Origin of the sequence: Gordonibacter sp. RACS_AR68, assembly GCF_030418485.1 — a bacterium.
Taxonomy (GTDB): domain Bacteria; phylum Actinomycetota; class Coriobacteriia; order Coriobacteriales; family Eggerthellaceae; genus Gordonibacter; species Gordonibacter urolithinfaciens.
In genome coordinates, this window is record NZ_JAIPUP010000001.1 from 138,916 (window position 1) to 159,193 (window position 20,278).

The 20,278-nt window shown below is 66.7% G+C and carries 16 protein-coding genes; 4 read left to right on the top strand and 12 right to left on the bottom strand.

Annotated features, from left to right (window positions below; genetic code table 11):
* Positions 1-178: 178 nt before the first annotated feature.
* From K9U15_RS00585 to K9U15_RS00615, 7 genes are all read right to left on the bottom strand, one after another.
* Positions 179-1,144 carry an ABC transporter permease gene (locus K9U15_RS00585; protein WP_096227649.1) on the bottom strand — a complete coding sequence of 322 codons (966 nt, stop codon included), beginning with the start codon at positions 1,142-1,144 and terminating at the stop codon, positions 179-181.
* Positions 1,141-2,001 carry a phosphate/phosphonate ABC transporter permease gene (locus K9U15_RS00590; protein ID WP_096227648.1) on the bottom strand — a complete coding sequence of 287 codons (861 nt, stop codon included), beginning with the start codon at positions 1,999-2,001 and terminating at the stop codon, positions 1,141-1,143. Before K9U15_RS00590 ends, K9U15_RS00585 begins: the two co-directional genes overlap by 4 nt.
* A complete protein-coding gene (gene phnC / locus K9U15_RS00595; RefSeq protein WP_227115131.1) occupies positions 1,998-2,873 on the bottom strand; it encodes a phosphonate ABC transporter ATP-binding protein in 876 nt (291 codons plus the stop codon). Before phnC ends, K9U15_RS00590 begins: the two co-directional genes overlap by 4 nt.
* Positions 2,873-3,976 (bottom strand): phosphate/phosphite/phosphonate ABC transporter substrate-binding protein, encoded by a 1,104-nt coding sequence (locus K9U15_RS00600; protein WP_096227647.1) that lies wholly within the window; start codon positions 3,974-3,976, stop codon positions 2,873-2,875. The genes phnC and K9U15_RS00600 overlap by 1 nt, the downstream gene beginning before the upstream one ends.
* Before the next feature lie 372 nt (positions 3,977-4,348).
* On the bottom strand, positions 4,349-4,495 hold the full coding sequence (locus K9U15_RS00605; RefSeq protein ID WP_170163332.1) for a hypothetical protein: 147 nt from the start codon (positions 4,493-4,495) through the stop codon (positions 4,349-4,351).
* A 162-nt stretch (positions 4,496-4,657) separates the two neighbouring features.
* On the bottom strand, positions 4,658-5,779 hold the full coding sequence (locus K9U15_RS00610; RefSeq protein WP_301155422.1) for an aldo/keto reductase: 1,122 nt from the start codon (positions 5,777-5,779) through the stop codon (positions 4,658-4,660).
* A 92-nt stretch (positions 5,780-5,871) separates the two neighbouring features.
* Positions 5,872-6,759 carry a LysR family transcriptional regulator gene (locus K9U15_RS00615; RefSeq protein WP_301155423.1) on the bottom strand — a complete coding sequence of 296 codons (888 nt, stop codon included), beginning with the start codon at positions 6,757-6,759 and terminating at the stop codon, positions 5,872-5,874.
* Positions 6,760-6,979: 220 nt separating this feature from the next.
* On the opposite strand from K9U15_RS00615, the gene K9U15_RS00620 reads away from it, so the two are divergent.
* Positions 6,980-7,969, top strand: coding sequence for a TDT family transporter (locus K9U15_RS00620; RefSeq protein WP_096227644.1), 990 nt, complete (start codon positions 6,980-6,982; stop codon positions 7,967-7,969).
* A gap of 148 nt (positions 7,970-8,117) precedes the next feature.
* On the opposite strand, the gene K9U15_RS00625 is transcribed toward K9U15_RS00620, so the two are convergent.
* Positions 8,118-8,861 carry a GTP pyrophosphokinase family protein gene (locus tag K9U15_RS00625; protein WP_087191704.1) on the bottom strand — a complete coding sequence of 248 codons (744 nt, stop codon included), beginning with the start codon at positions 8,859-8,861 and terminating at the stop codon, positions 8,118-8,120.
* A 178-nt stretch (positions 8,862-9,039) separates the two neighbouring features.
* Between K9U15_RS00625 and K9U15_RS00630 the strand changes: the two genes are divergently transcribed.
* The gene (locus K9U15_RS00630; RefSeq protein WP_123673117.1) at positions 9,040-9,837 is read left to right on the top strand and encodes a MerR family transcriptional regulator; all 798 of its coding nucleotides are present in this window, start codon (positions 9,040-9,042) and stop codon (positions 9,835-9,837) included.
* A 106-nt stretch (positions 9,838-9,943) separates the two neighbouring features.
* Here the strand turns inward: K9U15_RS00630 and K9U15_RS00635 are convergent, their stop codons facing one another.
* From K9U15_RS00635 to mazG, 3 genes are all read right to left on the bottom strand, one after another.
* Positions 9,944-11,701 (bottom strand): FAD-binding protein, encoded by a 1,758-nt coding sequence (locus K9U15_RS00635; protein WP_123673115.1) that lies wholly within the window; start codon positions 11,699-11,701, stop codon positions 9,944-9,946.
* A gap of 139 nt (positions 11,702-11,840) precedes the next feature.
* A complete protein-coding gene (locus K9U15_RS00640; RefSeq protein ID WP_301155424.1) occupies positions 11,841-15,173 on the bottom strand; it encodes an EAL domain-containing protein in 3,333 nt (1,110 codons plus the stop codon).
* A gap of 311 nt (positions 15,174-15,484) precedes the next feature.
* Positions 15,485-16,459 carry a nucleoside triphosphate pyrophosphohydrolase gene (mazG, locus tag K9U15_RS00645; protein WP_096227640.1) on the bottom strand — a complete coding sequence of 325 codons (975 nt, stop codon included), beginning with the start codon at positions 16,457-16,459 and terminating at the stop codon, positions 15,485-15,487.
* 561 nt (positions 16,460-17,020) lie between these two features.
* Between mazG and K9U15_RS00650 the strand changes: the two genes are divergently transcribed.
* Positions 17,021-17,530 (top strand): hypothetical protein, encoded by a 510-nt coding sequence (locus tag K9U15_RS00650; protein ID WP_241557623.1) that lies wholly within the window; start codon positions 17,021-17,023, stop codon positions 17,528-17,530.
* Between the two features lie 97 nt (positions 17,531-17,627).
* Positions 17,628-18,530 carry a VIT1/CCC1 transporter family protein gene (locus K9U15_RS00655; protein WP_096227639.1) on the top strand — a complete coding sequence of 301 codons (903 nt, stop codon included), beginning with the start codon at positions 17,628-17,630 and terminating at the stop codon, positions 18,528-18,530.
* Between the two features lie 58 nt (positions 18,531-18,588).
* Here K9U15_RS00655 and hcp read toward each other — a convergent pair whose 3' ends face one another.
* Positions 18,589-20,190, bottom strand: coding sequence for a hydroxylamine reductase (gene hcp, locus K9U15_RS00660; RefSeq protein ID WP_301155425.1), 1,602 nt, complete (start codon positions 20,188-20,190; stop codon positions 18,589-18,591).
* Positions 20,191-20,278 lie beyond the last annotated feature (88 nt).

Genomic DNA, 20,278 nt, shown 5'->3' on the forward strand with positions numbered 1-20,278 from the left:
ACGTGCAGCCGCTAATCTGCGGAAACGCCCGCGTGAGCAGTAGGCCATCGACTCGAAGGGCCTCGGGTAGCGCCCACCAAGCGAGTTCCGCACGAGCCGAAACGTCCAGTGGACGTTTCGTGCGAGCCAGGACTGCCGAGCGACTGGGCGCTGCCCGAGGCCCCGCCGCAGGTGGAACCTACCGCTGCACCAAGTACCGTTTCCGCAGCTTCGTCGCCGCCACTTCCAGCACCACGGCCACCGCAAGGCACAAGTACACGATCAGCCCCACCTCGTGGATGTTGTAGTAGAAGCTCCCCGCCAGGAACAGCTGGTAGCCGATGCCGCCCGCGCCCGCCACGGCGCCCACGGCCACGGCGTTCACGAAGTTGATCTCGAAGCGGATGAACGTCCACGACAGCATCTCGTTCACCTTCTCGGGCACCACGCCCTGGAACACCACCTGCCACCACGACGCGCCGCTGGCGCGCAGTGCCTCGATCACGCCGGCGTCGACTTCCTCGAAGCTCTCCGAGTACGCCTTCACCAGGTACGCCACGCTGTGGAACAGCAGGCCGATGACGGCCGCCTCCGGCCCCAGCCCGATGGCCACGCTGAACACGAGCACCCACAGGATGGTGGGCACGGCGCGCGCCACGCTCATGAGCACCTTGATGGCGTTGCTCGCGGCGCGGTTCGACAGGTTGGACGCGGCCAGAAGCCCCAGCACGAAGGCGATCGCCGCCCCGATGAACGTGGTGAGCAGCGCCAGCGCCAGCGAGACGAACAGGCCCTCCACCACGTCGGGCAGCGTGAAGTGCCCGCCGAGGCCCGGCTGCAGCATCATGGTGAGGAAATCGTCCACCGCGGCCGCCATCGCCGCGGGGAACGCCACCTTCCCGTAGTCCATCGTGGCCAGCGCGAACGCCGTCACCAGCGCCAAAGCGGCCAGCACGGCGAACAGCGCCACGTTCGACGGGTTGGGCACCCGCACCTTGATCTTGCCCGACCGGGTCAGACGCGCACCGTTCGCCCGCATCGGCGCGACACCCGCGCCAGCGCCGACGCCGCGCTCGTCGGCCGGCATACTGCGCGTCGCGCCCACCTCCTCCGCCAGGGAGGCCGCGGCGGCTTCGGCCGCGATCTTGTCTGCACAGCCCGTCACAGGATCTTCCTCCTCACGAAGTTCGAGGCGAGCTCGCACGCCACCACGGCCAGGATGATGACGAGTATCACCAAGCCGGCCACGTCGTGGCGGAAGCTCTTGTAGTACACGTCGAACACGAAACCGATACCCGTGCCGGTGAGCAGGCCGATGAGGGTGGCGTCGCGGATGTTCGTCTCAATCATGTAGAGCACCCAGCTGACCACCGACGTGATGCTCATCGGAATGACGGCCTGCACCACGATCTGGCCGTACGTGGCGCCCGCCGCCCGCAGCGCCTCCACCGGCCCGGAGCCCATCTCGTCGATGCTTTCCAGGAAGCAGCGCGTCAGGTAGCCGAAGCTGGTGAGGAACAGGGCGAAGAACCCGGTGAACTCGCTCTGCTTGAACGAGAACAGCAAAATGAAAGCCCAGGCCACCACCGGGATATTGCGGAAGAGCGACGCGATGCCGCGCACGATGAGGGGAACGGGTCCCCCCACCCCCACCGTACGCGAACCGAGCACTGCGACTATATAGGCCAACACCGCCGCCGTGCAGCTGGAAGCGATGGAGGCGAGGATCGTCGAACCCAAGGCGGGAAGGATGGTGCCCAATTTGCCAAGGGAAGGGAGGGAGGGGGCGAATTGGGCGGCCATCCACGCGAACCCGCCCGGGACGTCGAGGATTGCCTGCACGAAATCGAATCCGACGTACGTGCCCGACAGCGCGCCGAGCGCCACGAACACGAGCGCCGCAACTACGAGGGACGCGGTGCGGCGGACGAAGAAGGACGCGTCGTATTGGCCGCGCCGCTGGGCCTTTCCACCGCGCAAGCCAGCGATCAGGCCCGACGGCCGCAATGTGCGCTCCATCATGCGGCCTCTCCCGCCACGGGCGCGGCGCCAGTGATATCGCCGGGACCGCCCGATGCCGGTGCGCCCGCAGCCCCCGCACCACCTGCACCGCCCGCGTCGCCGCCAACCCCTTCGCCATCGCCCTCATCCGTCTCGTAGATAGCGGCGATGGCGGCCTCGTCGAGCTGGGACGGCGATCCGTCGAACACGAGCCGGCCCCTCTTGAGCGCCACGATGCGATCGGAGAACTCCAACGCGAAATCCACCTGGTGCAGGTTCACGAGGCACGCGATGCCCAGCTCGTCGGCCGCCCAGCGCAGGTGCTCCATGACCGTGCGCGACGACTTCGGGTCGAGGCTGGCGATGGGCTCGTCGGCCAGCATGAGCAACGGGTCCTGCACGAGCGCCCGGGCGATGCCCACGCGCTGCTTCTGCCCGCCGGACAGCTGGTCGGTGCGCGTGTAGGCGAAGTCGGCCAGGCCCACCTGGTCGAGCGCCTCGAACGCACGGCGCTTCTCGTCCTCCGAGAACAGCCCGAGCGCGCCGGCCGCCGTGGACTTGTAGCCCAGGCGGCCCTGCAGCACGTTCTCGATGGACGTGGCGCGGTACACCAGGTTGTAGTGCTGGAAGATCATGCTGATGCGGCGGCGCACCTGGCGCAGCTCGCGGCCCTTCACGCGCGTGACGTCGCAGCCGTCGAACGCCACCGTACCCTGGGTGGGATCGACGAGGCGGTTCGCACAGCGCAGCAGCGTGGACTTGCCCGCGCCCGACGAGCCGATGATGGACACGAACTCGCCGCGCGCCACCTCCATCGACACGCCGTCAAGCGCCTTCGACCAGCCGTCGTAGCTCTTCGTCAGGCCCCGCACCGCCAGCAGAGGCTCGGCCATCACGCGGCCCCGCCCAGCTTGCGGATGGGCTCGTACCACGCGTCGTCGGTCTTCACGAAGCACGTCTTGTCGGAATCCTTTTCGAACAGGCCCTTCGCGTTCTCATCCTCGGGATCGACGAAGATGGCCGGGTCGTTGGCCACCGCGTCCGAGCAGAAGTGGTCGACGATCTTCGTGCGGTCCTCCTCGGAAATGGCGTCCTCGTTGAAGCAGAAAGGCGAGTTCAGCACCGGCGTGACGGCGATGATGGTGAACTGCTTGCCGCGCACGGTGTCCATGGGCGCCTCGGCGTCGGCCTTGGCCTGGTACACCGCGCCCACGCTGTTGGGCTCGCCGGACACGAGGTCCAGGTACATGTCCACGTCGACGTCGTCGAACGCGGCAGCGTCGGCGTCGCCCGAGAGCAGGTTCACCACCGAGCCCACGTGCGAGTTGCCGAACAACACCTCGCTGAAGAAGCCGCCCGCCTCCAAGAGCACGTCGGAACTGTCCAGGTCGAACTCCTCCACGATGCCGCTCGAAGGCACCTTGAAACCCGACGTGGAGGTGGCGGACACGAACGAGAACGACCCGCCCTTGATGCCCTCGATGGAGTAGCCGCTGCCGCTCTTGTACGCGTCGGCGTCCTCGGTGCGCACGCAGATGCGGCTGTAGTAGCACGCCCCGTCCAGGCCGCCGTCCTCGTCGCTGTTCGTGAACGCCGCCTGCACGGCGGAGTTCTTCTTGTTGGCCTGCACGTAGCCCTCGGGGCCGAGGAGCGCCATCTGCGCCTTGCCCGAGGCGATGGCCTCGATGGCCACGTTGTAGTCGGTGGTGGTCAGAAGCTCGGCCTTGCGCCCGCAGGCCGCCAGGATGGCTGCGCCGATGGCCTCGCGCGACGACGTCATGTCCGACGAGGAGTTGTCCGGCAGCCACACGAACGTGATCGGCTCGGACGAGCCGTCGCCCGCGCCGCCGCCGTTGCCGGACTGCGGGTCGGCCGCGCCCGCCGCCGCGCCCGACCCCCCGGCCGTGCAGCCCGTCATCACGCCGAACATGCCCGCCAATGCCACAGCCGCTCCGCCGGCCACGAACTGCCGCCTGCTCAGGTACCCGTCTGCCATTCGACCCATCCTTTCGCATTCCCGGCCTTAGCGCCGGAGTGTTGTCTCGTTGCCGCGCCGCCGATTGCTCGGCGCGTTGCAGACCATGCTACGAAAGGCAGGTAAAAGCGGGTTCAGGCGCACGTAAAGATGCTCCCAAGATCAGGCAAAGACGGGATCAGGATGAGGAAAGGGCAGCGTAAAGAGCACCGATTCCGTGACAGAGGGGATTGCCGCTCATGAAACTTTTGAAGATGGAGCAAACTTGCACGGCGTTGCGCGTCCCGCCATGCGTGCTATAATGCAGGAGCACCGGCAAAGCCCGTTCCAACCTCGTTAGAGGTGTTGCTACACGGGCGGCGCGGGTTTACCCAGATCGGCGACTAGTTCCAGCTAGCGCCGATCTTTTTTGCGCTCGGGGTCTCCCCCTCCTCCCACGTCATCCCTCCGCTTATGTTCCCAGACAGCCAGAACGAACCCGGCTATCGTCGCCACCGCTGCGGCGGCGTACAGGATTTCAAGAGCGCATTCGATGCTCATAGGCGATCACCTCCCCTCTCTCGGGAAGCGCCGCCCGCTCGGGACTATGCCGGCACAAGTGGCATTCTAGCAAACATTCCCCGTGCTTTAATTGCTCGAAAAAGCTCTCAATAGATGAGAGCTTTTTCGCGTACGGTATTCGATTAGACGGACCGCCCTGTCCTACTCGAAGTGCTCGGCTGCCGTTTCCAGCTGACGGACGATGTCGATGCTCTGGGGGCACATGGCCTCGCACGCGCCGCAGGCGATGCACTCCGAGGCCGGCTTCACGGCCTGCCACGAGTAGAGGCCCTTCGCGAAGGCGCGGTTGCCGGTCATGAGCTCGAGGTTCAGCAGGCTCATGATCTCGGGGATGGCCACGCCCTGCGGGCAGTCCTTCACGCAGTAGCGGCAGTTCGTGCAGGGCACGGCGGCCAGCTTCTCAAGCATCTCGCGCGCTTCGGCCAGCGCGCGCTCCTCCTCGGGCGAGAACGGCGCGCTCGCCCGGAACTCGGCCACGTTCTGGCGCGTTTGCTCGATCGTGGACATGCCCGAGAGCACCGTGAGCACGTTCGGGAGGTTGTAGCAGAAGCGGTACGCCCATGAAGCCATGCTCAGGTCGGGGCGGCACGCCAAAAGCGGCGCGGCCACCTGCTCGGGCAACTCGGCCAGCCGCCCGCCGCGCGCGGGCTCCATGACCACCACGGGCACGCCGTGCTTGGCGGCCACTTCCATGCAGGCGCGCGACCGCGTGACCGGGTTCTCCCAATCCAGATAGTTCACCTGCAGCTGCACGAAGTCGGCGTCGGGGTGCGCCTCGAGCAGCGCGTCGAGCGCCTCGGGGCCGTCGTGCATGGAGAAGCCCCAGTTGCGAATGCGGCCGGCCGCCTTCTGCTCGCGCACGAAGTCCCACATGCCGTACTCGTCGAACTTGGCCGTGCGCGGGCCGCCCACGTTGTGCAGCAGGTAGAAGTCGATGTAGTCGGTGCCCAGGCGCTCAAGCGACGTGCCCAGGTTGGACTTCGCCTCCTCGGCGCTGCCGATGGCCCACGCCAGGCACTTCGTCGCGATGGTGAACGACTCGCGCGGATGCCGCGCCACGAGCGCCTGACCGAGCGCTTTCTCCGAAGCGCCCTCGTGGTAGACGAACGCCGTGTCGAAGTACGTGCCGCCGCCTTCCAGGAACGCGTCCACCATCTGCTCGAGCTGCGCAAGGTCGATGCTCTGCTGGTCGGCGGGGTCCAGCAGCGGCAAGCGCATGCAGCCGAAGCCGAGCTTCGGCGTGGATTCCAAATCGGGCCTCATGGGGGTCTCCTCTCGTCAGGATTGCCCAACCATCATAGAACTTGGAGCGCACTCGAAGTCAAGCGGAAATTTCGCGCAGGATGCTCGCGGCCTCACACCGAGCGCAGGTCGTCGAACAGGCGGGCGTACTCGTCTCCGAACACGCTGCCCTTGGGGCGGATGAACGTGATGTCGTGCTCGATGAGGTGGCCTGCCAACGGGATGCGCGCGAGCGTGCCGGCTTCGAGCTCGCAGACCACGGCGGCGCCGTAGAGGAAGGCGATGCCGTAGCCGCTGGCAGCGAACTGCTTTATGATGTTGACGCTCTCCACTTCCGTCGCCCGCGCGAAGCTGTCCACCGAAAGGTTCCGGGCGGCCAGGGCGTGCTCGAGCACGGCGCGCGTGCCGGAGCCGCGCTCCCGCACCAGGATATGCTGGTCGAGCAGGTCCTCGAAGTGCTGGGGCTCCTTCACGCCGGCAAGCGGCGCGTCGGGGGCGCAGACCGCCATGAGATGCTCGGTGGCGAACACGCGCCAGTCATAGGCGCTCTTGTCGAAAAACCCCTCCACGAGCGCGCAATCGATCTCGCCGGCATGCAGCTGCGCCAGCAAGCGCTCGGTGTCGGACGAGGCGATGCGCACCTGCACCTCGGGATGGCCCACCAGGTAGTGCGCCAGCGGCTCCGCCAGCACGTACTCGCCGGCGGTGAGCGTCATGCCCAGCCGCAGGCGGCGGCGCGGCCCAGCCAACGCGGCGATGGCGTCGCGCAGCGTGGCCTCGTCGTGCGCCATGGTAGCCGCGGCGTCGCGCAGCAGCTCGCCTGCCGGCGTGAGCGCGAGCTTCTTGCCGCGGTAGGAAAGCAGCTTTGCGCCGTACGCCTTCTCCAGATAAGCGATGTGCTGCGACACGACGGGTTGCGTGATATTGAGCTCCGCCGCCGACCGGGTATAGTTCAACGTTCGGCACACGCTCAAGAACGTGCTCATGCGGAAATCTTGCATGGTAATCCTTTCGTTGCTTGTGCTCGCATGACGGGCGCGGTATCGTCGGCATTACAACGGCGCACATCACCTGCCCTTTTACGGTGCAGAATCGCCGAGCGAACGACAATCTATTATATATAGTTATCAACGCATAACGATATATAATTTTTCTTTTTGATGGGAGCATGCCAGAATGCGTCTAAGCAAATCTAAGGACGGCATTGAAAGGCACGTGACCATGCGCGACATCATAGAGAAAGTACCCATTCCCACGGCGGGCGTCGCCCTTGCCCTCACGGCGCTGGGCAACCTGCTGCAGCCGGCCTACGAGGGCATCCATATCCTCTGCGGCGCCGTCGCGCTGTTCCTCATCGTGCTGCTGGCGGCGAAGGCGGTCATGTTTCCCCAGCTTATCCGCGACGACCTGCATAACTCCATCATGGCCAGCGTGAGCGGCACCGTGTTCATGACGCTCATGCAGTTCTCCAACTACCTGGCGCCGCTGGCCTTCGGCCCCGCGTTCGCGCTCTGGGTGGCGGCCACGATGGCGCACCTGGCGCTCATCGTGTGGTTCACGGTGCGCTTCTTCCGCCCGTTCAAGCTGCACGAGGTGTTCCCCACCTACTTCATCTGCTACGTGGGCATCGTGGTGGCCTCGGTCACGTCGCCCGCGTTCGGGATGCAGGCCCTGGGCCAGGTAATCTTCTGGTTCGGCTTCGCGTGCTACGCGGCGCTGCTGGTGCTGGTGACGTACCGCTACGCCAAGCACGAGGTGCCCGAGGGCGCGCGCCCGCTGTTCTGCATCTACACCGCCCCCATGAGCCTGTCCATCGTGGGCTACCTGGCCGTGACGGACGCGCCGAACGCCCTGTTCGTGGGCGTGATGATGGCGCTGGCCCAGGTGCTGTTCCTGGTGGTGCTCTCCCGCCTGCCGCGCCTGTTGCGCCTGAAGTTCTACCCCAGCTACGCGGCCATGACGTTCCCCTTCGTCATAACGGCCACGGCGCTCGGCCAGGGCACGGCGTTTTTCCGGGCGAACGGCGTGGCGCTTCCCTTCGCCTTCGACGTGGTGTTCTACGTGGAGGTTGCGCTGGCCACGATCATGGTGGCCTACGTGCTGGCGCACTACCTGCGCTTCTTCTTCCGCCGCATCGAGCAGCCGCAGAGCGTGGCCGTGCTCAAGGAGAACGCCCAGATCGCGCGCTTCTCGGAGAACTTCGACAACTAGCCTCCCCTTTTCTTTCGCGAACAGGCCCTGCGATGCGGGGTCTGTTCGCGTTATGGGGGGAGGCGCGCGAAAGCGTTCTGGGGGCAAGCGAGCGCGAACGTCGGGAGGGTGCGTTCGGGCGTGCGAGCGCGGGCGGCTGCGGCGCCTGCTAGTCGTCCACCTCGAGGGCGCCGGCGAGAATCTGCATGCGGGCCTCCACGTCCTCGATGATGCGGCTGCAGTCCTTCAGCTCGTCGTAGGAGTCGATGCCCTCCACCTCGCTCACGGCCTTGTACTTCAGGTCGTGCTCGAGGCTGGCCCAGAAGTCCATGGCAATGGTGCGCAGCTGCACCTCCACGGGGATGAGCTCCTTGTTGTCAAGGAAGTACACGGGGATGCGCACGATGACGTGCAGGCTGCGGTAGCCGTTGGGCTTGGGGTTGGCGATGTAGTCCTTCACCGTGACGATGGTGAGGTCGTCCTGCTTGCGCAAAAGCTCCAGCAGGTTGTACACGTCGTGGATGTACGAGCAGATCACGCGCACGCCCGCGATGTCCATGATGTAGCGCTCCATGTTCTCGAGCGTGGGCTCCTTACCGTAGCGGCCCAGCTTCTCGAAGATGCTCGCCGGCTTCTTGATGCGCGATTCCACGTGGTGGATGGGGTTGCGGTGCTTCTTGAGGTTGAGGTCCTGGTCGAGGATCTCGAAGCGCACCTCCATCTCGCGCATGGCGGCCTGGTACTTCTGGATGATCTCGCGCGTCTTCGCCTCCATGTCCTTGAGGCGGGTCAGCTCGTCGATGGGCTCGCGCAGGTCGTCGGTCACGCTGAACGGGGGGCGCTCCTGCGGCTGTTCCTTCTTCTCCCCCACGGCGAGCCGCTGGTCCGACCGCTGCTGCGATGCGTCTGGCATGTTGTTGCTCCTTGGCGAAAGGTTGCTCTCCTCGGCGCCCATGATAGCGCGAAGGGTTCGCGCGGCGGCGTTTGCGCGCGCAATCTCGCGCAAATCACCAGATGCCTGAAGGAGGGGCGGATGGTATGCTGCACGCAGAGAACGACCGCCGGCACGCTGGCGCGAGGAAGGGGTTCGCATGTACCGCATCAAGGAGTTTGCGGCAATGACGGGGCTGCCGCCGTCGAAGATCAGGTTTTACGAGAAGCACGGCCTGCTGGCCACGCGCCGCGAGGAGAACGGCTACCGGGTGTTCTCGCCCGAGGACGCCTTCCGCGCAAACGCGTTCCGCGTGCTGCTGCAGTACGGGTTCACCGTGGAGCAGGCCGTGGCCATGCTGGATGCCGAGCAGGGCACCGAGGAGTTCAAGCGCTCTCTGGAGGACCAGCAGGCGAAGCTGCGCCGCGAGGCCGACCTGCTGCGCTACCGGCTGGCGAAGATCGAAAGCGCGCTCGCGCTGGTCGACGGGGGCGGCCGGGCGGCCTTCACGCTCGTGGACGCGCCCGACCAGCTGTACGTGAGCGCGTCGGTGGGACGCGACTTCGGCGTTTCGGTTGAAAACGAGCGGGAGATCGCGCTGTTCTACAACCTGCTCAGCATCACCAGCTGCGCGCGCATCATCGCCAAGCGCGACTTCGACGCGCCGGGCGACACAGTGGACCCCAACTACGTCATCGCCATGCCCGAGAGCGAAGAGCACCGGCTGGAGGGGGTCGACCGCACGCACGTGAACCGCCTGTGCCTGGGGAAATGCGTGCGGTTCCGGCGCCGCATGACGCGGGCGGAGAGCGTGCGCAAGGAGACGTTCGAAGATCTGTTCGTCTACCTGGATGACCACGGCTACGAGCTGCGGGGAGACGTTATCCTGTTCCCGTCGTTTCTGAACCTTGACGGGAACGGCAGCGACATCGAGACCCTGTTCGCCCCGGTGAAATAAGATTGCCCCGCCGTTGGAGGGAGAGGAGGGCGGCGGGGCGGTCGGAGAGGGCCCGGGCGGCGCGGGGGGGGGTGCGCCGCCGGGGCCGTTCGGAGTTGGTAAAACCCTACGCCTTGAGCGCAGCCACGGCTTCCTCGGCGGCGATGTAGCCGGAGTCGATGCACAGGCCGTAGCAGTAGCCGGGGATGTCGTAGTAGGGCGAGTAGTATAGGCTGCCCGCGTCGGTACCCGCAGCGTAGAGGCCGGGGATGGGATCGTTCGTCTCGGCGGACAGCACGCGGCAGCAGTCGTCGATGCGCACGCCGCCGAACGTGCTCCAGGCGCTCGGCTCGTTCTCGGTCACGTAGAACGGCGGCGTGGCCACCTTCGAGAGGTACCACGGGTTCGCGCCGAACTCGGCATCGGCGCCGGCGTCGCAGAACTCGTTGTACCGCGCCACCGTCTGGGGCAGCTCGTCAAGCCCGAAGTGCTCGGCAAGCTCCTCCAGCGAGTCGGCCTTGAAGCACCAGCCTTCCTTGATGCCCTCCTCGATGTCGGCGGGCAGGTTCTCGAGGATGCGGTCCTTGAAGTAGTTGCCGATGAACCACGTGTCCTCGGTGGCGCCCTTCGCCGTGGTGTAGTTGTAGAGGCCCTGCGTGCTCATGGCGTCCACGTAGGCCTGGTCGACCACGGCGTACCACGGCGAGTTCTTGAGGATCTGCTCGGAACCGTAGCTCATGGGATAGTCGCACAGCAGGCCCTCGTTGATGAAGCGCTTGCCCTCGGCGTCCACCAAGAGGCAGCCGTACAGGCCGAACTTGAACGCGGTATTCTGGTCGAACTTGTCCTGCTTGGCCGGACGCGACGCGTCGGCGTGCGTGCCGCCGTACTCGCAGGGGCAGTAGCCGTACGTCTTCTCCAGCGCGGCGCCGGCCTTCTCGGCCGCGAGGATGGTGTCGCCCGTGCAGATGGAGTCGCCGCCACGCGCCACGTTGAGCTTGCGCGTGTGCAGGAAGCGCTCCTGCAAATCGCGGTTGCCCAGGTAGCCGCCCGCCGCCAAGATGGTCGCCCTGGCGTTGAACGTGATGTTCTTCTTGTCCTTCTCGACGGCGTTCACCCCGGTCACGGAGCCGTCGTCGGCGGTAGCCAGCGACACGAGGGCCGTGGAGAACCGCACGTCCACGTTGTGGTCGGCCAGCGCCTGCTCCCACAGCTTCGCGCGCTCGTCGGAGGCGTTCGTGATGGCGTGGAAGCCGCCCTTCTCACCCATGAACGGCGTCTCGAAGCGGAAGTTCTTCTCCTCGAACGTGTAGCCGATCTCCTCGAGCTGGGCCACGGCGCTGGCCGACGTCTCCAGGCAGCGGCGCATGAGCGCGGGGTTCGGCGTCCAGTGCGAGTACTCCATGACGTGGTAGAACGCGTCGTCCACGGTGAGCGTGGTGCCGCCGGGCTTGTTCTGCAGCACGTCGGTGCCCACGGCGAACGGGCCGGACACGTAGATGCCGTTCGGGGCCGCCATGCTGTCGCCCTTCTCCAGCACCACCACGTGCGCGCCGCCCTTCGACGCGCGCAGCGCCGCCATGAAGCCGGCCGCGCCGCAGCCGACCACCACCACGTCGGCATCCACCGTCTCCTCGGCCTTGAACGGCTCGTCCTCGCCGCCCTTCGCGCCGTCGGACGCGTCCGCCGCCTTGCCGCCGTTCTGCTGCGGCGCGCATGCCGCCAGCGCGCCCGCCGACGCCACGCCCAGCGCCGACAGCGCCGCGCCCTTCAGGAAGTTGCGGCGGTCCATGCCGCGCCTCGGCGTACCCTCGGCGCGCACGGCCTCGTGGGCTTCCCGCCCGGCCTCGTCCGCCCGGATCTCCCCGTTGTCCTGCTTCTCCATGATGAGTCTCCCTTTCCCCTTGCGGTTTGAAAAGCTGACCTCACCCTACGGCCTGAACCAAGTCGAAGGTCAAGGGGTTTCGGCGGAAAAACGAGCGGGAGCGGGGCTAAGGGTGCAGCCGCAGGAAGCGGGAGGCACGCTAGGAGCCGTAAACCTGGACCCGGTTCTTTCCGGCGCGCTTCGCCTGGTAGAGGGCCTCGTCGGCGCGGGTGAACACATCGCGGTACGTGCGGTCGTCGGAACAGGTGGCGTACACGCCCACGCTGAGGGTGGGAGCGTGGCCCAGCCCGGGCACCGTCGTGGCAGATATCTGGGCTCGCACCTGGTTCAACTTGCGCAGCACCACATCCATATCCACTTCTTTCAGCAGCAGCACGAACTCGTCGCCGCCTACGCGGCCGATGACGTCGCTCTCGCGGAAGCTCGAGCGCAGCACCGAGCCCACTTTGCGCAGCAGCGCATCGCCCTCCATGTGGCCGGAGTTGTCGTTTACCGCCTTGAAGTCATCGATGTCCAGCACCACGCACACGCTGTGCTCGCGAACGGCGGGCTTCGCAAGCGCCGCTGCCACCAGGTCTTGCGTGGTTGCATGGTTGCTCAGCCCCGTGGCGGCATCGTTCTCGGCACGGTAGCGCAGGTCGCGTTCGTCCTCGATGTTCTCGATGAGGCCCACGAGATGCCATGCGCCCGCATTGTCGTGCGCGACGAACAGGTTCGCGCGGTACCACGCGTAGCCGTGACCGTAGTAGTTCGCCCGATACTTCGCGCTCACCTCCGCAGCACCGGCCCGGGCGTCTTCGAACATCCTGCGCACGTCGTCCATATCGTCGGGATGCACCACGCCGCTGCGCGCGCTGGCAAGCTTTTCCAAGTAATGCGGTATGACCTGCGCTTCGACGCCGTCGCCCGTACGATCGATGTACAGCAGGACCGTGTCGGTGTCGGAATCGTAGTCGAAGCTCATCTTGTTCGTCATCTCGGTGAGCAGCCGGTAGCGCTCGTCCTGCCACGCCCGCCTGCGATCCTCGGTGGCCAGGCCCTCCGTGACATCCTTGTTGCAGCACAGCGTGCAGGTATCGGACACGCGGATGAACGTGCTCTGGCACCAGGTGGCGTTGCCGCCTTTCGACAGCTTGTACGTGCAGGAAGACGGCTTTCCGCTGACGTTCGCACGGCATTCGTCAAAGGTTTTGCGCAGGCCGGCGCGCTCCACGCCATCGGGAATGTGCGCCATCCACCGCCCGAGCGCCTCTTCTAGCGGAAGCGCGACGCCGATCGATTCGGGGTGCAGGGCGGAATACAGCACGTGGTACCGGTCGTCCATGCGGTCGAACTCGAATATCTCGTCGTATACCGAGCACAGCACCTCCGTGAAACGCTGCAGATCGAGCTCGTGGCTTTTCCGGCGCCGACCGGACACGTCGAGGAAGGCGCTCTGGATCATCGGTTCGCCCTCCGGGCCCAGCTCGTATGCCGACGTCCCCTCAAGCCAGCCAACGGTACCGTCGCTGCGATAGTAGCGGTACGCGAAGTCGAGGGGCTTCGAGCCGTTCCTCAAGCGCTCGATGCCCGCACGGTGGCGCGGCACGTCGTCCTCATGGATGGGCATGAGCGCGTTGTCGCCCGATGAGGCGATGAACTCCTCCCTGTCACGGTAGCCCAGCAGCTCGCAGCCCTTCTTGTTGATTGAGACGATATGCTGGCCGTCGCCCACGGTATAGCGCACGATTCCACACGGTATGGCGTCGTACAGCTGCTGCCGGGCTTCGTTCTGCCGGCGAAGTCGCTGCAGGCCGCCGGGAATGGAATCACGCGGGGCCGCCAGGCGGTCGCGCAGAACCTGCTCCTCGGTCGTCTCCTCCGCCAGCACGTACAGGCTGATCACGCTATCCGTGCGCGAGAGCGGGCGCAAATGCAGCCGGAGCCAGCGGCCCTTGCCGGCAGCGCTGCGGTAGCGCAGATCGCACGCCGCATCGCCTTCGCTCGCCGCCCGCAGCGCCTCCTCCAATGCGGCGCGGTCCTCCTCCTGCAGCACGCCCAAGAAGTTCTTGCGCACAAGCTCCGCCGACGCCGCTTCGTCGTCTAAATCGAGCAAGCGGGCAAACTCGCCGTTGACGCGGATGAGCTCGCACGTCTCCCCATCGTACTCGGCAATGGCCGCTGGCCCTGCATAGCTGTTGAAGATGAGGGAGAGCTGCGAGTCGACATCCCAAAACTCCGCGGCCCCGTCCTGCAGGCTTTCCGCAAACGGGTGCGCAAGGTCCTCGACAGCCGTGCCTTCGAGCAGCTTCTCGAACGTCTCCCGGTCGACCGGCTTCGAGAACAGGTAGCCCTGCATGTAGTCGCAGCCGACGCTGGCCAGGTAAGCGGCCTGCTGCTTCGTCTCCACGCCCTCGGCGATGAGGGGCAGGTCGAGCCAGCGCGCCATGCGCACGACCGACGCGAGGATGAGCCCGCCCCGCGAGCTGGCGCTCGCGCCGAGGAAGCCCATATCCAGCTTCAGCACGTCAACCGGTACGTCCTTCAACGTGTTGAGCGACGAGTACCCGCTGCCGAAGTCGTCCATCTCCACGACGAATCCGGCGGCGCGCAGCTTCGTGACGGCGCCGATAAGCTGCTCGGGCGCTTCCATGTACGCGCTTTCGGTGATCTCCAGGTGCAGCAGCTCCGCAGGAACGTCGTAACGTTCGATCAGGCCCTCCAAGTACGTGCAGAGGTCGGACCGGTAGATATCGGCACGCGACAGGTTCACGGACAGCCGGGGCGCGCCCTCGATACCCCGCCCGTCGATCCACATGCGCAGGCAGCGGCACGCCTGCTCCCACATATAGTAGTCGAACGTGGCAACGAGGCCGTTGCGCTCGAACACGGGGATGAACTCCGTCGGCCCCAGCAGCCCCTTGGCCGGATGGTTCCAGCGCGCCAGCACCTCGGCGCCTATCATGCGCCCCGTGGCGTAGCGGTACTGCGGCTGGAAGTACGGCACGAACTGGCCGCCTTCGAGTGCCGCGATCATCTCGCCGGCGAGCTCCTGCTCCTTGAGCACCGACGAGCGCAGCTTCTCGTCGTAGAACACGTACTTGCTTCCCACGTAGCCGCTCTTCGCGGAGCGCAGGGCCAGCAGCGCGCGGTCGCACATGAGGTTGACGTCGAGGGAGGGGTCGTCGATGGGGAAGATGCCCAGGCGCACGAAGAAGGTGAAGTCCTCGCGATAGGAGGCGAACCAGGCGTCGAGCGCGGCGAGCATGCGGTCGGGATCGAACGAGGAACGCGAGCAGCAGCAGACGAAGTGGTCGGCCCGCAGGCGCGCAGCCGCCGCCCCGGCGGGCATGAGGTCGCGGATCATGGCGCCGATGTCTGCGAGCAGGCGGTCGCCCGCCGGCGCGCCGAACAGGTCGTTGTAGACCTTGAAGCGGTCGATGTCGCCGTATACGAGCAGGTACGACTCGTTCGGGTGGCCGTCGATGATCATGCGCACCCGCTTGTCGAACCCGCTCCTGCTCAGCAGCCCGGAGAGCGTGTCGTGGTCAGAAACCGGAGATGAGCCCCCCCCCCCGCGTCTTCTTCTTGCACCGACGAGCCTTTTGCGATTCCAAGTTCCCATGCAGGTCGCATCGCCCTCCTCGCCTTCTCAAGCGAAATATGATGTCGGACGTATAGTTTAACGCTTGCGGGAGCCTGGCGCCATCGCACGGCCTGCAAAGATTCGTTTAGGCGGTCGGGTGGACGCGCAGGGCGGGCGCGAGGTGCAGCCGGGGTTCGCCGCAGCCACACCCCGCAAGGCTACGCGCGCTCGCGGTCCTTGGCCTGCTGCCACAGGGCCTCGCGCTCTTCGGGAGCGAGCGCTTCGACCGTCGTTCCCTGCGCCCAGGCCGCGCCCTCCATGAACGACCAGCGGCGGCGGAACTTGCCGCACGTGGCGCGCAGCGCGTTCTCTGCATCGATGCCCATGCGGCGACCCACGTTGACCAGCGAGAACAGCACGTCGCCGAACTCGTCCTCCACGCTGGCCGCCGCCTGCTCGGCCGCCGCGGAATCGCCTTCGGCCGCGCCGGCATCGACCTTGCCGTTCGCGGCCTTCGGTGCGGCGGCGTAGGCGGCGCGCAGCTCGTCGACCTCCTCGCGCACCTTCTCCCACACATCGTCGAGCGAATCCCACTCGAAGCCGGCGGACGCGGCCTTGCGCGACACCTTCTGCGCCTGCATGAGCGCGGGGAAGCTCGTGGGCACGCCGTCGAGCAAGCCCTCACTTTGTGCGACCTGGCCGGCTACGCCGGCGCCTGCCGCCGCATCGGAGCCCGAAGCCCCGGCGCTCGGCACGATGCCTGCCGCATTCTGGGAGGAGCGCTCGGCCAGCTTCACCTGGTCCCACAGGTCCAGCACCTCGGAGGCGTTGTCCGCGCGCGCCTCGCCGAACACGTGCGGATGGCGGCGGATCATCTTCGCGTTCACGTCAGCGCACACGTCGTCGATGTCGAACGCGCCCGCATCGGCTGCTATCTGGCTTTGCAGCACCACCTGCAGCAGCACGTCGCCCAACTCCTCGCGCAGGTGCGCCGTGTCGCCGGACTCGATGGCGTCCACCGCCTCGTAGGCCTCCTCGATCATGTTATGCGCGATGCTCCGATGCGTCTGCGCGCGGTCCCATGGGCACCCGTCCGGAGCGCGCAGTGCGGCGATGGTGGCCACGAAATCGTCAAAGCACGGGTGGTCGATGGGCGCGATAGGCGCGGGCGCAAGTTCGGGCTCGGTGGTCATGGACGCTTCCTTTCAGCCGATGGTCTGCAAGCAGTATACCCCTCGTCAACGCACGCGGCGTCGAATGCGCTACACTCCACGGTGCAGGCGCTTTGGCAGCCCGTGGCAGCGAGCCCGCGACGGGTGGAGCCTCGGCTGGCGGGTCGCTCGCAACATGCGCGGCCACCCATCCCTGAAGCGTAATCTGCGCGCAAGTGTCAAAAAACGGTCGCTCTGGCAAACGGAGACTGCGGTGATCGTCTCCATGGGAACACGTGACCTGCGGTTTCTGCAACGCTATGAGCGAAACACCGGTCGACAGGCGCCGCTTCGCTTGCCAAAGCGACCGTTTTTTGACACCTGAGGCGGATCGGCGCGACATTGACGCGCCGAACCTGCGGAAGCGGGAGCGAGCGACGCCGAACGGCAGGCAGCTTGCGGCTTGCGAGAGCCGACGGCCGGGCGGCGGGAGGCGCACGCAGATCGGCGAGCTGCGTGCGGCCTGCAGCTTCGACCTGCGGGAGGCGGCGGACAGCAGACAGCTCGGCAAGCTGCGGACACGGTGACGGAAGGATACACGACATGGGCAACCGACGCCTGGGCAGCCAGGAGACGGGCAACCGGAAGATGGGCGACCGTCGCATGACGCGCGGCCAGAGGGCAGCGGGCATTGCGGCGCGCGTGGCGGTAGCGCTCGTGTTCGCCGTGAACGTGCAGTGCGCCGCGTCGTTCGTGCTGTGGCCCGAGGCGTTCGCGGGCGGGTTCGAGCTGACGGGCGTTCCGGGCGCGGCCGCCGTGCGCGGGCTGGGCGTGGCCTTCCTCATGTGGAACGCCACTTATCCCCCCGTCATCGCGAACCCGCGCCGCTTCCGCGCGCTGTTCGCCGTCGTGCTCGTGCAGCAGGTCGTGGGCTTGGCAGGCGAGTCGTGGATCCTGCTGTCGCTCCCCGTCGGCCATGCGGCGCTCGCAGCCTCCATCATCCGGTTCATAGCCTTCGACGCCGCAGGCCTCGTGCTCATGGCCGCGGCGCTCGCCTGGCTGGTGCTGGCCGACCGGCGCGCGAGGCGAGCCGCGACGGGATCCGGGGCATAGCGCAGGCATCCCGCGGGGGAGAACGCCGGAGCTGCGGCGGTGGCAGAATCGGATATACTGTGCTGTTGATTCGACGTACCGGCAACGAGGGAGCACCATGACCAGCAACAACCAGCCCGATGCCGCGCGGCTCTCGCCCGCGGCCCTCGCGCAGATCCGCGCGTTCCAGCAGAACGAGGTGACGGAGGCCGAGGTGTACCGCCGCATCGCCCGGCGCACGAAGGACGCGGGCAACCGCGACACGCTTCTGCGCATCGCCGACGAGGAGGCCAAGCACGCCGCCATCTGGCAGCGCTACACCGGCGAGGAGATGCGCCCGCAGGCCGGCAAGGTGCGCCGCTACGCGCTGATCGCGCTCGTGTTCGGCTTCACGTTCGCCGTCAAGCTCATGGAGAAGGGCGAGGCCAAGGCGCAGATCTCCTACGAGGAGCTGGCGCGCGAGGCCCCCGAGGCGCTGGACATCCGCGCCGACGAGGAGGCGCACGAGCAGGCGCTCCTGGCGATGCTCGACGAGGAGCGCCTGTCGTACGTGGGCAGCATGGTGCTGGGCATGAACGACGCCATGGTGGAGATGACGGGCACGCTGGCGGGCCTCACGCTGGCCATGCAGAATACCCGTCTGATCGCGCTGTCAGGCCTGATCACCGGCATTGCGGCGACGCTTTCCATGGCGTCGAGCGAGTACCTGTCATCCAAGAGCGAGGGCCGCGAGGACGCCTTCAAGTCCGCCACGTACACCGGCATCGCCTACCTGGTGACGGTGGCGCTGCTCATCTTGCCGTACCTGTTGTTCGACGAGGCGCACTACCTGTGGGCCATGGCCACCATGATCGTCATCGTGCTGCTGATCCTGGTGGTGTTCAACTACTACATCTCCGTGGCGCAGGACCTGCCGTTCAAGAAGCGCTTCGGCCAGATGGCCGGCATCAGCCTGGGCGTGGCCGCGCTCTCGTTCGTCATCGGCATCTTGGTGAAGCAGTTCCTGGGCGTGGACATCTAGGAGGGAGGAGGGGGCAGGCGCAAGCGCCCGCCCCCAACCCCGCTACTCCCCCTTCGGCTCACGCCAAGATGACGGCGAGGTCTTCCTCGGGCGTGGAGATGGGGCGCACGTCGAACTCGCGGACAAGCACGTCCAGCACGCCGGGCGACACGAATGCGGGCAGCGTCGGACCCAGGTAGATGCCCTTGATGCCCAAGTTCAGCAGCGAGAGCAGGATGCTCACGGCTTTCTGCTCGTACCACGACAGCACGAGCGTGAGCGGCAGGTCGTTCACGCCGCACTTGAACGCGTCGGCCAGCGCGACGGCTACGCGGATGGCGCCGTACGCGTCGTTGCACTGCCCCATGTCCATGAGACGAGGCAGGCCGGCCACCGTGCCGAGGTCCAGGTCGTTGAAGCGGAACTTGCCGCAGGCCAGCGTGAGCACCACGCTGTCGGCGGGTGTCCGCCGCACGAAGTCGCGGAAGTAGCCACGGCCCGGCCGCGCGCCGTCACAGCCGCCCACCAGGAAGAAATGGCTGATCGCGCCCTGCTTCACGGCATCGACCACCGCGTCTGCCGAGCCGAGGATGGCGCCATACCCGAAACCCGTGGTGAGCCAAGCCCCCTCTTCCGCCGCGACGGCTCGCGGCTCGGCGAACCCTCCCAGCTCCAGCGCGCTCTCGATGACGGGGCCGAAGTCCTTGTTCGCGTCGATGCGCGCCATACCAGGGAACGCCACGGGACCAGTCGTGAACACGCGATCGGCGTAGGATGCAGCGGGCGGCATGAGGCAGTTCGTGGTAAACAGGATGGGCGCGGGCAGGTTCGCGAATTCCTCGCGCTGGTTCTGCCACGCGGTACCCAGGTTGCCTCTGAGGTGCGGATACTGCTTGAACAGCGGATAGGCGTGCGCGGGCAGCAGCTCGCCGTGCGTGTAGACGTTCACGCCGCGGCCCGCCGCCTGGTCGAGCACGAGCTTGAGATCCAGCAGGTCGTGCCCAGACACCACGATGAACGGCCCCGGCTCGATCGTGCGCGCCACCTGTGTGGGCTCGGGCGTGCCGAACGTCTCGGTGTTGGCCTGGTCGAGCATCTCCATGCAGCGCAGGTTCACCTCGCCCACGCGCAGCGCGAGCGGCAGCAGCTCGTCCGCGCCGGCCTCGTTGTCGGCGAGCGAAGCCAAACCCTGGTGAAGGAAGGCCGACACCGCCTCGTCGCGGTAGCCGAGCACGGCCGCGTGGTAGGCATAGGCGGCTACGCCGCGCAAGCCGAACAGCACGAGCGACTTAAGCGAGCGCACATCCTCCGGCGCGTTCCACAGGAGGGCCAGATCGTAGTCGGAAGCGGCCTCCACGCCGAGCGCGGCGGCGATGCGGTCGCGCTCGGCGTGCGCTCGAGCTGTGAGCGCACGCAGCGACGCATCATCGAAATCGACGTTGGTGAGCGTGGCGAACAGGCCTTCCATTGCCACGTTATCGGCCTCGTCGCACACCGCCGCCTTCACGCCTTCGACCGCTTTCGCCGCCTGCACCGTGAGTGCGAGACCTACAAGTGCGCCGGTCAACTCGTCTTGCACCTGCGCTGTGGCCGCCGTCTTGCCGCACACACCCGCCGCGCCCATGCACCCGGCGCATCCGGCAGTTTGCTCGCATTGGAAGCAGAACATCGTGGTGTCCATACCGTCGTCCTTCCCTTCGTCTCGCGCCACTCGCGGCCCCATGCCGGGCGATCGCGCGAATTCCTTCTTGCCTGACACGCCCCACCCT

Coding starts and splice junctions, on each gene's coding strand:
- hcp (WP_301155425.1), bottom strand. CDS start 20,190: ATGGACACCACGATGTTCTGCTTCCAATGCGAGCAAACTGCCGGATGC.
- K9U15_RS00640 (WP_301155424.1), bottom strand. CDS start 15,173: ATGATCATCGACGGCCACCCGAACGAGTCGTACCTGCTCGTATACGGC.
- K9U15_RS00655 (WP_096227639.1), top strand. CDS start 17,628: ATGACCAGCAACAACCAGCCCGATGCCGCGCGGCTCTCGCCCGCGGCC.
- K9U15_RS00615 (WP_301155423.1), bottom strand. CDS start 6,759: ATGCAAGATTTCCGCATGAGCACGTTCTTGAGCGTGTGCCGAACGTTG.
- K9U15_RS00605 (WP_170163332.1), bottom strand. CDS start 4,495: ATGAGCATCGAATGCGCTCTTGAAATCCTGTACGCCGCCGCAGCGGTG.
- K9U15_RS00620 (WP_096227644.1), top strand. CDS start 6,980: ATGCGCGACATCATAGAGAAAGTACCCATTCCCACGGCGGGCGTCGCC.
- K9U15_RS00630 (WP_123673117.1), top strand. CDS start 9,040: ATGTACCGCATCAAGGAGTTTGCGGCAATGACGGGGCTGCCGCCGTCG.
- K9U15_RS00600 (WP_096227647.1), bottom strand. CDS start 3,976: ATGGCAGACGGGTACCTGAGCAGGCGGCAGTTCGTGGCCGGCGGAGCG.
- K9U15_RS00625 (WP_087191704.1), bottom strand. CDS start 8,861: ATGCCAGACGCATCGCAGCAGCGGTCGGACCAGCGGCTCGCCGTGGGG.
- mazG (WP_096227640.1), bottom strand. CDS start 16,459: ATGACCACCGAGCCCGAACTTGCGCCCGCGCCTATCGCGCCCATCGAC.
- K9U15_RS00590 (WP_096227648.1), bottom strand. CDS start 2,001: ATGATGGAGCGCACATTGCGGCCGTCGGGCCTGATCGCTGGCTTGCGC.
- phnC (WP_227115131.1), bottom strand. CDS start 2,873: ATGGCCGAGCCTCTGCTGGCGGTGCGGGGCCTGACGAAGAGCTACGAC.
- K9U15_RS00635 (WP_123673115.1), bottom strand. CDS start 11,701: ATGGAGAAGCAGGACAACGGGGAGATCCGGGCGGACGAGGCCGGGCGG.
- K9U15_RS00610 (WP_301155422.1), bottom strand. CDS start 5,779: ATGAGGCCCGATTTGGAATCCACGCCGAAGCTCGGCTTCGGCTGCATG.
- K9U15_RS00650 (WP_241557623.1), top strand. CDS start 17,021: ATGGGCAACCGACGCCTGGGCAGCCAGGAGACGGGCAACCGGAAGATG.